14 protein-coding genes are annotated in these 13,262 nt (G+C 70.5%); 11 read left to right on the top strand and 3 right to left on the bottom strand.

Going from position 1 to position 13,262, the window contains the following annotated elements:
- The first annotated feature begins 158 nt into the window (after nt 1-158).
- The gene (locus MNOD_RS30685) at nt 159-1,667 is read left to right on the top strand and encodes a Do family serine endopeptidase (protein ID WP_015932846.1); all 1,509 of its coding nucleotides are present in this window, start codon (nt 159-161) and stop codon (nt 1,665-1,667) included.
- A 529-nt stretch (nt 1,668-2,196) separates the two neighbouring features.
- Here the strand turns inward: MNOD_RS30685 and MNOD_RS30690 are convergent.
- Nucleotides 2,197-3,096: a hypothetical protein gene (locus MNOD_RS30690; protein ID WP_015932847.1), complete on the bottom strand. Its 900-nt coding sequence runs from the start codon at nt 3,094-3,096 to the stop codon at nt 2,197-2,199.
- A gap of 202 nt (nt 3,097-3,298) precedes the next feature.
- Here MNOD_RS30690 and MNOD_RS30695 point away from each other — a divergent pair, with 202 nt between their 5' ends.
- From MNOD_RS30695 to MNOD_RS30710, 4 genes are all read left to right on the top strand, one after another.
- Nucleotides 3,299-3,769 carry a hypothetical protein gene (locus MNOD_RS30695; protein WP_015932848.1) on the top strand — a complete coding sequence of 157 codons (471 nt, stop codon included), beginning with the start codon at nt 3,299-3,301 and terminating at the stop codon, nt 3,767-3,769.
- Between the two features lie 188 nt (nt 3,770-3,957).
- Entirely contained in the window at nt 3,958-5,139 is a 1,182-nt protein-coding gene (locus MNOD_RS30700; RefSeq protein WP_015932849.1) for an MFS transporter, read from the top strand.
- A gap of 135 nt (nt 5,140-5,274) precedes the next feature.
- On the top strand, nt 5,275-5,583 hold the full coding sequence (locus tag MNOD_RS30705) for a hypothetical protein (protein WP_015932850.1): 309 nt from the start codon (nt 5,275-5,277) through the stop codon (nt 5,581-5,583).
- Nucleotides 5,584-5,745: 162 nt separating this feature from the next.
- On the top strand, nt 5,746-5,928 hold the full coding sequence (locus MNOD_RS30710) for a hypothetical protein (protein WP_015932851.1): 183 nt from the start codon (nt 5,746-5,748) through the stop codon (nt 5,926-5,928).
- 37 nt (nt 5,929-5,965) lie between these two features.
- Here MNOD_RS30710 and queF read toward each other — a convergent pair whose 3' ends face one another.
- A complete protein-coding gene (gene queF / locus MNOD_RS30715; RefSeq protein WP_015932852.1) occupies nt 5,966-6,418 on the bottom strand; it encodes a preQ(1) synthase in 453 nt (150 codons plus the stop codon).
- A gap of 137 nt (nt 6,419-6,555) precedes the next feature.
- On the opposite strand from queF, the gene eno reads away from it, so the two are divergent.
- Complete coding sequence (gene eno / locus MNOD_RS30720; protein WP_015932853.1) at nt 6,556-7,833, top strand: phosphopyruvate hydratase; 1,278 nt, start codon at nt 6,556-6,558, stop codon at nt 7,831-7,833.
- A 165-nt stretch (nt 7,834-7,998) separates the two neighbouring features.
- Here the strand turns inward: eno and MNOD_RS30725 are convergent, their stop codons facing one another.
- Nucleotides 7,999-8,877: a DMT family transporter gene (locus tag MNOD_RS30725; RefSeq protein WP_015932854.1), complete on the bottom strand. Its 879-nt coding sequence runs from the start codon at nt 8,875-8,877 to the stop codon at nt 7,999-8,001.
- Nucleotides 8,878-9,060: 183 nt separating this feature from the next.
- Between MNOD_RS30725 and MNOD_RS30730 the strand changes: the two genes are divergently transcribed.
- The 5 genes from MNOD_RS30730 (at nt 9,061) to MNOD_RS30750 (ending at nt 13,238) form a co-directional block, all read left to right on the top strand.
- Nucleotides 9,061-9,981: a helix-turn-helix transcriptional regulator gene (locus MNOD_RS30730; protein ID WP_015932855.1), complete on the top strand. Its 921-nt coding sequence runs from the start codon at nt 9,061-9,063 to the stop codon at nt 9,979-9,981.
- 24 nt (nt 9,982-10,005) lie between these two features.
- Entirely contained in the window at nt 10,006-10,317 is a 312-nt protein-coding gene (locus tag MNOD_RS30735; protein WP_015932856.1) for an FtsB family cell division protein, read from the top strand.
- Between the two features lie 113 nt (nt 10,318-10,430).
- Nucleotides 10,431-11,471, top strand: coding sequence for a pyruvate dehydrogenase (acetyl-transferring) E1 component subunit alpha (gene pdhA / locus MNOD_RS30740; protein WP_015932857.1), 1,041 nt, complete (start codon nt 10,431-10,433; stop codon nt 11,469-11,471).
- A 32-nt stretch (nt 11,472-11,503) separates the two neighbouring features.
- Nucleotides 11,504-12,946: a pyruvate dehydrogenase complex E1 component subunit beta gene (locus tag MNOD_RS30745; protein ID WP_015932858.1), complete on the top strand. Its 1,443-nt coding sequence runs from the start codon at nt 11,504-11,506 to the stop codon at nt 12,944-12,946.
- A 4-nt stretch (nt 12,947-12,950) separates the two neighbouring features.
- Complete coding sequence (locus MNOD_RS30750) at nt 12,951-13,238, top strand: DUF5076 domain-containing protein (protein ID WP_015932859.1); 288 nt, start codon at nt 12,951-12,953, stop codon at nt 13,236-13,238.
- Nucleotides 13,239-13,262 lie beyond the last annotated feature (24 nt).

Below are 13,262 nucleotides of genomic sequence, written 5' to 3' on the forward strand. Positions count from 1 at the left end.
ATTGTTGCAGCGGCGGAACCAACGGTCCTTTTCAAGGCCCATTGGTATGACGAATCCGTAATCTGCGGGCCACGGGCCGGTCAGGGCCCCTCTCTAGAATGGCGTCATCGATCAAGGCCGCGTCGTGCGGCCCCACGCCATCTGGAGGATGTTTGCTCATGACCGAGCCCGTTCCCGCGTCCCGTTTCCACCGCAAGGCCCTCGCCTCCGTGGCGGCCGTGACGCTCGTGGCGACGGGCGCGCTCGGCACCGCCTTCCTGCCGCCGAGCACGCCGGTCCTCGCCCAGGCTCTGCCGCAGACCCCGATCACGGTCCCCGAGCACCCGCCGGGCAGCTTCGCGCCCATCGTCAACAGGGTGAAGCCCGGCGTCGTCTCCGTGAAGGTGTCGCTCAAGGACGGCGCCGACGACGATGACGGGCCGGGCAGCGTCCAGAACCTGCCGCCGCAATTGCGCGAGTTCTTCCGCCGCTTCGGCGAGAACGGCATGCCCAACCGGCCGCACCGCAACGGGGGGCGGGCCGCGCAGGGCTCGGGCTTCTTCATCTCGCCCGACGGCTACGTCGTCACCAACAACCACGTGGTGGAGAACGCCCAGTCGGTCGAGGTCACCCTCGATGACGGCCGCACCCTCGCCGCGAAGGTCATCGGCACCGACCCCAAGACCGACCTCGCGCTCCTCAAGGTCACGGAGGGCGGCCCGTTCCCGTACGTGAAGCTCGCCCACGGCGCGCCGCAGGTCGGCGACTGGGTGGTGGCGATCGGCAACCCGTTCGGTCTCGGCGGCACGGTCACGGCCGGCATCGTCTCGGCCCGCGGCCGCGACATCGGCGCCGGCCCCTATGACGACTTCCTGCAGATCGATGCGCCGATCAACAAGGGCAATTCGGGCGGCCCGACCTTCAACGTCTCGGGCGAGGTCGTGGGCGTCAACACCGCCATCGCCTCGCCGTCCGGCGGCAATGTGGGGCTGGCCTTCGCGATCCCCTCGGAGACCGTGCAGGCGGTCGTCGACCAGCTGCGCACAGACGGCAAGGTCGCCCGCGGCTATCTGGGCCTCCAGATCCAGCCGGTGACGAAGGACATCGCCGAGGGTCTGGGCCTCGACAAGGCGAAGGGCGCCCTCGTCACCAGCACGCAGGACGGCACCCCGGCCGCGAAGGCGGGCCTCAAGTCCGGCGACGTGGTGCAGGCGGTCAACGGCGAGCCCGTGAGCGATGCCCGCGAGCTGTCGCGCAGAATCGCCGCGATGAAGCCCGGCACCAAGGTCGAGCTCTCCTACCTGCGGGGCGGCAAGACCGACACCGCCACGGTGGAGCTCGGGACCCTGCCGAACGACATCAAGGTGGCCTCCCGCGACGAGCGCGGGCGGGGCAGCGATGCCCAGCCGCGGCTCGGCCTCAGCCTCGCGCCCGCGGATGCGGTCGGGGCCGGCACCGAGGGCGTTGCGGTGGTGAATGTCGATCCGGACGGCCCGGCGGCGGCCAAGGGCATCGAGCCGGGCGACATCATCCTGGATGTCGGCGGCCAGCCGGTCTCCTCGGTCTCCGACGTTCAGAGCCGCATCCGCAGCGCGGAGCGCGACGGCCGCAAGGCGGTGCTGATGCGGATCAAGAGCGACAAGGGGGTGCGCTTCGTCGCCATCGGCCTCCAGAACAAGAACGGCTGATCCGACCGATCGCCGCGGAACGGGGCCGGCTCCGAGAGGGGCCGGCCTCGCCGCGTTTCAGGCGGATTTCAGCTTCGCTCAGGGGGCGCGATGAGACGGTCTCCGCCCCCTTCGCGCACCCTCTTTCCCGGATCTCCTTCCGCTGACGCTGCATGCGCCCGGGACAGGGGGGCGGGCGACGGGAGGCCGGGCGAGACGGCGGTCTCCGAACGGACCGTCCGGAAACCGGATCAGGTGCCACCGGCTGCACCGACCCTGACGGATGAACCCTGAGGCGGCGGCATGAGCGCCCCCGATGGCAGCCGACCCCTGCCCTCATGCTGAGGTGCTCCGAAGGAGCCTCGAAGCACACCAGAACGCTGGTCCGAGGCTGTGGTGGCTGGGAGCACCGGTCCGGGGTGCTTCGAGGCTCCTTCGGAGCACCTCAGCATGAGGGCAGGGGTCGGCTGCCACGCAGGTCAGGTTCGATTTCGACGAAGCGAGCGCTCGGCGTCGCAGGCTCCGTCTCACCCGCAGAGCCGGTTTCTAGTCAGGGGCTGCACAGGAGGGCGAGGCGGCGCCCGGCCACCCGGCCGCGGGCGGTGCCATCCGTGTGGATGCGGTCACCCTCCAGGCGGATCTGCCCGGCATTCTGGATCAGCGTGTAGCGGATGCGGTCGAGACCGAGCCCGTACAGCCCGGCCCAGAGCCGAAGCGCCGCGCAGAAGTTTTTCAGGCTTTCCGGCCCGTAGCGGACCGGGACGAGGATCGGCGCCACCCGCGCGGCACCGAGGGCCGCGCTGCGGAAGCCCGCGAGCAGGTCGGACCGCCCCTCCGGCAGGTCGAAGGCGGCGAGGGACTCGACGCCGAGCGCCCCCGCCCGGTCGGAGGGACGGGTGGCGAGCGTCAGCGCGAGGGGCTGGTCGGCCAGCACCACCACGGCGCGGTCGGGCGCCTCGGTCAGGTCGAGGGCGGCGCGGCGGTAGGACGGCACGTCGGCGGGCCGCGGCTGCGTGAAGCCGAGGCCGATCACGTCGAGCCACGCGGCCGAGCCGGAGACGCGATCGGGATGGGTCACGAAGCCGACGAGCCGGCGGCGCTGGGCCTCCCGCTCGGCCGCGACGTCGGGCGTCACGATGCCGGCTTCCGGCAGGGGCGGCGTGGGCTGCGGTGGAGCGGCCGGCGGCTCGGGCCGGTCCGGCGGGACGGAGGGGCGCAGCGACTCGGCCCGCTCGCAGGGCGGACAGGCGGGCGCGGCCGCAGACGGGGTGGCGGGAGCAGGATCCGGCGCGGGAGAAGCGGGTGTCCGGACGGCCGGCGCGGGCTCCCGCGCCGCGCGGCGGGCCATGAGACCGATGCGCGGATCGAGGAGCAGGATCAGCACGATCGGGCTCGCCACCGCGGCGAGCGCGGCGAGCCCGAGCAGGCTGCGGATGATCCTGTGTCCCACGCTGTTCCTGCCTTGGCCGCTCCGGGCGGGCAGTATGCGCGGGTTGCTGCGAACAATGTGTCTGCGCCCACGACGGAGCCGCGCCGCCTGGGGATAGCGGGAACAGCCGGCCCCCGCGGGGGCCCGCGCCGCGCCTTGACCGGCCGAGGGAGCGACCACAGGGTCGCGCCATGGCGCCCCGGTGGCGCCCCGGAGAACCGCCATGCGCCTGATCGGGCTTGCCGCGCTCATGTGCCTCGGGAGCACCCTCGGGGCGGCATCCGCGGCGCGGGCCGATGCCTGTGGGACGCTCGCCGGCCGCTTCGTGACGGTGACCGGGGCCGCGTTCGCCGGCCGCAGCGGCAGCACCGTGGCCTTCGGGGCGGCGGATGCCGACCTGATGCTGCTCGACTGCCGCGCCCCCCGGCAGGTGATCCTGCGCTCGCGCTTCGCCGAACCGAACCGCTACACCTTCGTGCTGATCGGGCTCGCCGCCAAGGCCCTGGCAGGCGCCCGGCCGGAGGAGGCGGAGACCCTCGCGCTCGCGCTTCATCGGGCCGCCCGGCTCGGCGGCACCGGTCGGGCCGGGCGGGCGGGGCCGGTGGAGATCACGTGCACGGCCGCGCCCGTGGGTGAATTCCTGTCGAGCTGCCTCGTGCGCGCCCTGCGCGGCCCGCGGGCCGGGCGGTCCTGAGACGGCCAGGGTCTCCTGCGGAGCCGGAGTCCCGGACCGGAAGATCGGGCGATCCTCCGCCTGGACCCGGGGCGGGAGCGACCCTGCGCGGAGGACCGGCCGGAGAAGCGGCTTCCCCTTGTCCCGCACATCCTCTAACCGTCGGGCATGGTGAGTTTCTCCGCCCCCGCCACCCTCGGACCCGCCGCGTGAAGGACGGCAGCGCCCGCCTGATCGCCATCCTGGCCGCCGGGGGCTTCGCCAGCACCTTCGCGGGCCGCGTGGTGGAACCTCTTGTCGGCGTGCTGGCGCGGGATTTTTCCGCCGCGCCCGCCACGGTGGCGCTCCTCTCCACGGCCTTCGCGTTGCCCTATGCGCTGATCCAGCCGGTGCTCGGCCCGGTCGGCGACGCTCTCGGCAAGGAGCGGGTCGTCGTCACCTGCCTCGGCATCCTGGCGCTGGCGCTCGCCGCCAGCATCGTGGCGGCTGATATCCGCATGCTCTTCGCGCTGCGCATGATCGCGGGCGCGGCGGCGGGCGGCGTGATCCCGCTGGCGCTTGCCATGATGGGCGACCGCATCCCGCTCGACCAGCGCCAGGTCGCCATCGGGCGCTTCCTCGTCGCGGTGATCCTCGGGCAGCTCATGGGCTCCACCGTCTCGGGGCTGATCGAGGGGCAGATCGGCTGGCGCGGGGTCTTCGGCCTCTCGGCCGCCATCGCGGTCGCGGGCTGCGGCGCGGTGCTCGCGGGCTTCGCGCGCAGCCTGCGCTCACCCGGCGGCCGCCTCGCCCTCGGCCCGGCCCTGAACCGCTACCGGGTGATCCTCGCCAATCCCCGCGCCCGGGTGCTGTTCTGCGCCGTCTTCATCGAGGCGATCGCGGTGTTCGGGATCTTCCCGCACCTCGCCCCCCTCATCGAGGCGCGGGGCGAGGGGGGCCCGCGCGAGGCGGGGCTCGTGCTCGCGGGCTTCGCGGCCGGGGGCCTGCTCTATTCGCTCCTCGTCGGCCTGCTGCTGCGCCTGCTCGGGCAGACCCGGATGCTGATGGCGGGCGGCGCGGTCTCGGGCGCGGCGCTGCTGACGGTGGGGCTCGCTGGCGCGTGGCAGGCCGACGCCGCAGCGCTCGTGGCCCTCGGCCTCGGCTTCTACATGCTCCACAACACCTACCAGGTGCAGGTCACCGAGGTGGCGCCGGAGGCCCGCGCCTCGGCGGTGGCGCTCCACGCCTTCTCGTTCTTCTGCGGGCAGGCGCTCGGCGTCGCGGTGCTGGGGGCCGGGCTCGCCGCGCTGGGCCAGTTCGGGGCGCTCGCCGTCTGCGCCGCCCTCATCCTGACGCTCGGTCTCGTTACCGCACGGCGCCTGTCGCGGCCGATCCAGCGGGTATTTTCGTAAGAAGATCCTGTGATGAACGGCCGATGAACAAAGATGTCACGGCAGGCCGCGTCGCGCTCGATTGCCGGAAATACGGAACCGCCCGGTGCCTCGCCCGTTGATCCGCCTGAGCAGATTCACATGCGAGGAGACATCATGCGCAAGCTCGCGCTTCTGTCAGCTGCTGCCCTGTCGCTCGGCACCATCGCGACCGTCTCGGCCCCCGCCGAAGCGCGGCCGGGCTACCGCGGCGGCTATGCCTACGGCTATCACGGCCACCCCTATGCCCATGGCTACGGTTACCGCGGGCGGCGCGGCATCTCGACGGGTGCTGCGGTCGGTCTCGGCATCGCGGGCCTCGCCGCCGGCGCCATCGCGGCGGACGCGGCGCGCCGCAACGGCTACTATTACGGAGCACCGGCGTACCGGGCCCCCGCCTACGGCTATTACGATTACGATTACTGATCCGCGGAGCCAGTCCGGATCGGGGCGGTCGGCCGGTCCGACCGCCTGTCTCATGTGCGTGTCGTCCAGCCCTTCTAAACATGCGTGGCAGCACACATCCAGGCGAGAGCGGCCGCGCCACTCTCCTGACTGCGACCTCGGTCGCGACGAAGGAGAGCCATGATGACCAAGCCCTCGACGAAGAAGACGATTCTTGACACGATTCCGGGCCTGCCGGATGCCGACCTCGACCGCGTGTCGGGCGGCCTCAACCCGCAGCCCCTGCCGCCGCGCTGGTCCTTCAGCCTGATCAAGCTGCAGCCGATCCTGTCGTCGCTGCGCCTGCCCTCGTTCTTCAGCGTCTGACGCAGGCGCACTCACGCGGGACGGGCGAGCGGCGACGTCACCCGCGCGCCCGGTAGGGCGGCACGCCCTGGTCCGGGAGCCAGAGGGATTTCGGTGGCTCGCCCGTCTGCCAGAACACGTCGATCGGGATGCCGCCGCGCGGGTACCAGTAGCCGCCGATGCGAAGGTAGCGCGGCTGCAGGAGCCCGGCGAGCCGCTTGCCGATCGCGACCGTGCAATCCTCGTGGAAGGCGCCGTGGTCGCGGAAGCTGTGAAGGTAGAGCTTCAGCGATTTCGACTCGATGAGCCAGCGGTCGGGCACGTAATCGATCACCAGGATCGCGAAGTCGGGCTGCCCCGTGACCGGGCAGAGCGAGGTGAATTCCGGCGCCGTGAAGCGGGCGAGGTAGTCCGTATCCGGGTGCGGGTTCGGCACCCGGTCGAGCTGAGCCTCCTCGGGCGAGCGGGGCAGGGCGGAGGGCCGCCCGAGCTGCAGGGTCTCGTTGGTCATGAGTCTGATATAGGGGCCGAGGGCCGCCCGCGATACGGGATATCCTTCCCTTGATATCCTTCCCTTGGGGTGCTTGCCGTGCGCGGCGACTTGGCCGATAAGCCCGGCCTGTCGGCCGTCCGCCGGAGAGCATCCTCATGACCGCGATCACCAACATCGCCGCCCGCCAGATCCTCGACAGCCGGGGCAACCCCACCGTGGAGGTCGACGTCCTCCTGGAGGACGGCTCCTTCGGCCGCGCGGCCGTGCCCTCGGGCGCCTCGACGGGCGCCCACGAGGCCGTGGAGCTGCGCGACGGCGACAAGGCGCGGTTCGGCGGCAAGGGCGTGCTCAAGGCGGTGGCAGCCGTCAACGGCGAGATCCTGGACGCGGTCGGCGGGATGGATGCCGAGGACCAGGTCGCGGTCGACGAGGCGATGATCGAGCTCGACGGCACGCCCAACAAGGCGCGGCTCGGCGCCAACGCCATCCTGGGCGTTTCGCTCGCCGTCGCCAAGGCGGCGGCCGAAGCCTCGGGGCTGCCCCTCTACCGCTACGTCGGCGGCACGCAGGCGCGCGTCCTGCCGGTGCCGATGATGAACATCATCAACGGCGGCGCGCATGCGGACAACCCGATCGACTTCCAGGAATTCATGATCATGCCGGTCGGCGCCGCCTCGATCGCCGAGGCAGTGCGCATGGGCGCCGAGGTGTTCCAGACCCTGAAAGGGGCGCTCAAGAAGGCCGGCCACAACACCAATGTGGGCGACGAGGGGGGCTTTGCCCCGAACCTGCCCTCGGCCGAGGCCGCCCTCGACTTCGTGATGGAGTCGATCCGGGCTGCCGGCTACGCGCCGGGCAAGGACATCGTGCTGGCCCTCGACTGCGCGGCCACCGAGTTCTTCAAGAACGGCGCCTATGTGTACGAGGGCGAGGGCCAGACCCGCGATCCGGAGGCCCAGGCCGCCTATCTCGCCAAGCTCGCCGACGCCTACCCGATCCTCTCGATCGAGGACGGCATGGCCGAGGACGACTGGCAGGGCTGGAAGGCGCTCACCGACAAGATCGGCCACCGCTGCCAGCTCGTCGGCGACGACCTGTTCGTGACCAACGTGGCGCGGCTCTCCGAGGGCATCGCCAAGGGCACCGCCAATTCGATCCTGGTCAAGGTCAACCAGATCGGCTCGCTCACCGAGACGCTGGCGGCGGTCGATATGGCCCACCGGGCCGGCTACACGGCGGTGATGTCCCACCGCTCCGGCGAGACCGAGGACGCCACCATCGCCGACCTCGCCGTCGCGACGAATTGCGGGCAGATCAAGACCGGCTCGCTCGCCCGCTCGGATCGGCTCGCCAAGTACAACCAGCTCATCCGCATTGAGGAGGGCTTAAGCGGCCAGGCCCGCTACGCCGGGCGCGCCGCGCTCAAGGCGTGACGAGCCGGCCGGGAAGGGACGGGCGACCGCTCCTTCCGACGGACAGACCGCTCCGAAGCGTGATGGTCAACGGCCCGATGCGCCAGCATCTTGGGCCGTTGGTAGAACACGGCCGCCTCCGGGCGGCCGTTTTGCTGGGAGCGGCGACTGCCCGAGCGGCCGCCGTCAGGCGGACGCGATCCGGGGCGCGAACACGACCAAGTTTCCGACCAGAACGGCCGCGAAGCCGATGGCCGCGAGCGGCGTCAGCCGATATCCCTCGAAGACGATCGACAGCGTGAGTGCGACGGCGGGAAAGAGCACGGTCATGTAGGATGCCTTCTCCGGACCCAGCCTGTGCACGACGGTCAGGTAGGTGGTGAAGCCGATGACCGAGCCCGGAAGGGCGAGGTAGAGGAGCGATCCCACGTAGGCCGGCGACGGATCGAAGCGGAACGGCACGCCGCGAAGGACGGCGAAGGTCGCGACCAGTCCGGCGCCGTAGAGCATCCCGTAGGCGTTCACCGAGGCGACGGCCAGCCCATGCCGCTGGTTTCTGGCGGATACGAGGTTCCCGGCCGAGAAGAACCACGTGCCCAGCAGGGCGAGCGACAGGCCAAGCGCCGTCTCGCCGCTGAGCGAGGTTCCGGTGATGGTTTCCCAGAACAGGCAGACGATCCCCGCGAGGCCGATCACCGCCCCCGCCAAAATGCGAGGCGCCGGCCGCCGCCGATGGAACAGGAACGCGTTCGCGATATTGAAGATCGTCGCCGCCGAGAACACCACGGAGACGACCCCGCTCGCGACGTAGCGGGTCGCCGCGTAGAAGCAGGCGAAGTTGCAGGAGAACAGGCACAAGGCCTGCAACACGACGAAGGGCTGCTGCCGCAGGGGGACAGGCTTGAACCGGCCCGTCAGCCGCAGAACGGCAAGCAGAACGAGGCCGGCCAGGACAAAGCGATAGACGATGGATACGTCAGGGGCGACGATGCCGAGCTGGTTCTTGATGGCGATCCATGTGGTGCCCCAGATGAGCACGGTGGCGGCATAGCAGAAGGCGGTCACGGTTCCGGCGTCCCGTCCAGGCGACGAATGACATCGGCCTCGATAGGCCAGAGCCGCCCCCCGCGGCTTGCCGATTCCCCGCCGTGCCGTTGCACATTCATGGGCTTTTTCGACGCCCCCCATTGCCCGCCGCGCGGATATCGCCTCCTGCTCAAAGCGCGCAGGATCCTTCCCCGGCGGCCCATGGCAGAACAGCATCCGAACGTCCGCGACGTCCTGGCCCGCACCGGCGCGGCGCTGCTGCGGTCGGGCTCGGCAGGTCGCGGGATCGCGCTGGCCGAATGGGTCAACCGCGACAATCACGCGCGCTACGACCGTCCGGACCATCATACGCTGAGCCTCTATCTCACGGGCGGCGAAGGCGTCGTGCGCGAGGATCGCCCCGTCTCCGGCGGCGGGCCGGACAAGCTCTGCCTGCTGCCGGCCGGGCACGAGAGCTGCTGGCACATCGGCGGTCAGCTCCGGCTGTTCCACCTCTACATCGAACCGGAGACGCTCGCCTTTCAGGCCGCCACCGCCTTCGACATCGATCCTCGCCGGATCGATCTCATGGAACTGACCTTCTCGGACGATCCGTCCACCGCGATGATCGTGCGCGGCGGCGTGCTGCCCCTCGACTGGGCGGACGGCATCGACCGGATGGCCTTGAGTTCGGCCTGCCACCTGCTGCTCCACAATCTGCTGCGGCATCACAACCGCTCCGGCGCGGGGCGGCCGGTGACGGGCGGTCTGTCGCCCTCCATCCGGCGCCGCATCGCGGATCAGGTCGAGGCGCGTCTCGGCGACGTGCTCACCCTGGACGTGCTCGCGGACGAGGCCGGTCTCAGCACCTTCCATTTCGCGAAGATGTTCAAGGCCAGCTTTGGCGTGGCGCCACACCGCTACGTCATCGAACGACGGATCGCGCGCGCGAAGAGCCTGCTTGCGGACGGGCGGACGAGCCTCGCCGAGATCGCGGCGGCCTGTGGCTTCGCCTCGCAAAGCCATTTCACGCGGAGCTTCAAGCAGGCGACCGGCGCCACGCCCGGCCAGTGGCGGGGCCACGCATGGCCCGCGGCCGATCGCACGACCGGAAGCCCGTCGCCTTCCTTGATCTTTCCTTAACCCTGATCCGCCACGCTTCCCGGCATGGTTGTCCGTCGCCGCGCCCGCGCCCTCCTGCTGCCGCTTGGCCTCTACGCCGCCTCGATCCTGGCGGTGGGCTACTTCCTGCGCGAGGCCGAGAGCGGCAGCCGCGGCCTGCAGGCCAAGCGGGCGCTCAAGATCCAGGCCTACAATCTCCAGCAGGAGCTCGATGCGGCCAAGGCCGACCGGGCCGAGTGGGAGCGCCGCGTCGCCCTGCTGCGCAGCGACCAGATCGACCGCGACCTCCTGGAGGAGCGCGCCCGCATCGTGCTCGGGCGCGTCCACCCGAACGACGTCGTCATCATCAATCCCTGAAACTGTCTGCTCCTAAGCAATTCCTGCCGTCGCGGCGGGGTCCAGGGCCTCGCTTTCCTGCTTCGCCTGCCCTAGAAGGCGTTGGACTAAGGTAGGAAGGCTGGGAGGCGCCGATGGAGGCCGCGAACAAGGCACGCCGCGAGGACAAGGCCGCAGCCGCGCCCCCCGCGAACGCGCCGCAGTTCACGCGCGACGAGGATCTCCACGCCTATCGGGAGATGCTGCTGATCCGGCGCTTCGAGGAGAAGGCCGGCCAGCTTTATGGCATGGGCCTGATCGGCGGCTTCTGCCATCTGTATATCGGCCAGGAGGCCGTGGTGATCGGGGTCCAGATGGCCTCGAAGGACGGGGACCAGGTCATCACCGGCTACCGCGACCACGGCCATATGCTGGCCTGCGGCATGGATCCCAAGGGCGTGATGGCGGAGCTGACCGGCCGGCGCGGCGGGTATTCTCGCGGCAAGGGCGGCTCCATGCACATGTTCTCCCGCGAGAAGAATTTTTATGGCGGCCACGGCATCGTCGGCGCCCAGGTCTCCCTCGGCACCGGCATCGGCTTCGCCAACAAGTATCGCGGCGACGGGGCGGTCAGCCTCACCTACATGGGCGACGGCGCGGCCAACCAGGGCCAAGTCTACGAGAGCTTCAACATGGCGCAGCTCTGGAAGCTGCCCGTGGTCTACGTGATCGAGAACAACCGCTACGCCATGGGCACCTCGGTGACCCGGGCCTCGGCCCAGACCGACTTCTCGAAACGCGGCGTCTCCTTCGGCATCCCGGGCGAGCAGGTCGACGGCATGGATGTGCGCGCCGTGCGGCAGGCCGCGGCGCGGGCGATCGAGCATGCCCGGTCCGGGGAGGGGCCCTACATCCTGGAGATGCAGACCTACCGCTATCGCGGCCATTCGATGTCCGACCCGGCCAAGTACCGCACCAAGGACGAGGTCGCCCGGATGCGCGAGGAATCCGACCCGATCGAGCAGGTGCGCAAGCGGCTCCTCGGCCCCCACAAGACGCCCGACGACCAGATCAAGGCGATCGACGCCAAGGTGCGCGAGATCGTCAACCAGGCGGCGGAGTTCGCCACCAACGATCCCGAGCCCGATCCCGCCGAGCTCTGGACGGACGTCCTGCTCGAATCCCCCCGCGCCTGAACGCCCCTTTCCTCGGATCGACAGAAGCACCCATGGCGACCGACATCCTGATGCCCGCCCTCTCGCCCACCATGGAGCAGGGCAAGCTGGCAAAATGGCTCAAGAAAGAGGGGGATCCGGTGAAGCCCGGCGATGTGCTCGCCGAGATCGAGACCGACAAGGCCACCATGGAGGTCGAGGCCGTCGACGAGGGCGTGCTGGCCAAGATCCTGATCGCCGACGGCACCGACAACGTCGCGGTCAACACGCCGATCGCCGTGCTGGCGGGGGAGGGCGAGGACGTCTCGGCCGCCGCCTCCCGGAAGCCGAACGGCAAGGGCCAGCCGGAGGCGCAAACTGCGCCCGCCCCCGACATGAAGGCGGAAGGACAGGCCGCCAAGCCCGCCCCCGCCGCCAAGACCGGCGAGGACAGGCCGGTCGCCCCCGCGGCCCCCGCCACCATCGCGAGCCGCAGCGCCGACAAGGCGATGGAGGAGATCCCCAAGGGCACCGAAATGGTGACCCTGACGGTGCGCGAGGCCCTGCGCGACGCCATGGCGGAGGAGATGCGCCGGGACGAGTCCGTCTTCGTGATGGGCGAGGAGGTCGCCGAGTATCAGGGCGCCTACAAGATCACGCAGGGGCTCCTGCAGGAATTCGGCGCGCGGCGCGTCGTCGACACGCCGATCACCGAGCACGGCTTCGCCGGCGTCGGCGTCGGCGCGGCCTTCACCGGCTTGCGCCCCATCGTCGAGTTCATGACCTTCAACTTCGCCATGCAGGCGATCGACCAGATCATCAACTCGGCGGCCAAGACCCTCTACATGTCGGGCGGGCAGCTCGGCTGCCCGATCGTGTTCCGCGGCCCCAACGGCGCGGCCGCCCGCGTGGCCGCCCAGCACAGCCACGACTACGCCGCCTGGTACTCCAACGTGCCGGGCCTCAAGGTGGTGATGCCCTACACCGCCTCCGACGCGAAGGGCCTGCTCAAGAGCGCCATCCGCGACCCGAACCCGGTGATCTTCCTCGAGAACGAGATCCTGTACGGGCAGTCCTTCCCGGTGCCGAAGCTCGACGACTTCCTGGTGCCGATCGGCAAGGCGAAGGTCCATCGGGAGGGCTCGGACGTCACCATCGTGTCGTTCGGCATCGGCATGACCTATGCGCTCAAGGCCGCGCACGAACTCGCCGAGGCCGGGATCGGCGCCGAGGTCATCGACCTGCGCACCATCCGGCCGATGGATTCCGAGACGGTGGTGGAATCGGTGAAGAAGACCGGCCGCTGCATCACCGTGGAGGAGGGTTTTCCGCAATCCGGCGTCGGCGCCGAGATCGCCGCGCGGCTGATGGTCGACGCTTTCGACTATCTCGACGCACCGGTCCTGCGCATCACCGGCAAGGACGTGCCGATGCCCTACGCGGCGAACCTGGAGAAGCTGGCGCTGCCGACCGTCGCCGAGGTGATCGAGGCGGCCAAGGCCGTCTGCTACCGGTAACCCGATGGCGGACAAGCCCAAATTCGAAGCCCTCGCCATCCCGCCGGATGCCCTGGAGAAGGGCGGCGTCGAGGTGGTGCGCGCCTGCGTGGTCGATGGCGGCGTCAGCGTGGCGCTGCGGCGCTCCTTCGACGACCCCTTCACCTGGGGCGTGCTGCTGATCGACCTCGCCCGCCAGGCGGCCCGGATCTACGCGATGGAAACGGACATCTCGGAGGAGGAGGCCTTCGCGCGCATCCGCGAGGGGCTGGAGGCCGAGAGCGACCCGTCCGGCCCCGACAGCCTCAACTGACCCCACCGGCCCCGCTCAGGATCA

Source organism: Methylobacterium nodulans ORS 2060 (assembly GCF_000022085.1).
In the GTDB taxonomy this organism is placed as follows: Bacteria; Pseudomonadota; Alphaproteobacteria; order Rhizobiales; family Beijerinckiaceae; genus Methylobacterium; species Methylobacterium nodulans.

Coding starts and splice junctions, on each gene's coding strand:
- MNOD_RS30685 (WP_015932846.1), top strand. CDS start 159: ATGACCGAGCCCGTTCCCGCGTCCCGTTTCCACCGCAAGGCCCTCGCC.
- MNOD_RS30695 (WP_015932848.1), top strand. CDS start 3,299: ATGCGCCTGATCGGGCTTGCCGCGCTCATGTGCCTCGGGAGCACCCTC.
- MNOD_RS30705 (WP_015932850.1), top strand. CDS start 5,275: ATGCGCAAGCTCGCGCTTCTGTCAGCTGCTGCCCTGTCGCTCGGCACC.
- MNOD_RS30710 (WP_015932851.1), top strand. CDS start 5,746: ATGACCAAGCCCTCGACGAAGAAGACGATTCTTGACACGATTCCGGGC.
- queF (WP_015932852.1), bottom strand. CDS start 6,418: ATGACCAACGAGACCCTGCAGCTCGGGCGGCCCTCCGCCCTGCCCCGC.
- eno (WP_015932853.1), top strand. CDS start 6,556: ATGACCGCGATCACCAACATCGCCGCCCGCCAGATCCTCGACAGCCGG.
- MNOD_RS30730 (WP_015932855.1), top strand. CDS start 9,061: ATGGCAGAACAGCATCCGAACGTCCGCGACGTCCTGGCCCGCACCGGC.
- MNOD_RS30735 (WP_015932856.1), top strand. CDS start 10,006: ATGGTTGTCCGTCGCCGCGCCCGCGCCCTCCTGCTGCCGCTTGGCCTC.
- pdhA (WP_015932857.1), top strand. CDS start 10,431: ATGGAGGCCGCGAACAAGGCACGCCGCGAGGACAAGGCCGCAGCCGCG.
- MNOD_RS30745 (WP_015932858.1), top strand. CDS start 11,504: ATGGCGACCGACATCCTGATGCCCGCCCTCTCGCCCACCATGGAGCAG.
- MNOD_RS30750 (WP_015932859.1), top strand. CDS start 12,951: ATGGCGGACAAGCCCAAATTCGAAGCCCTCGCCATCCCGCCGGATGCC.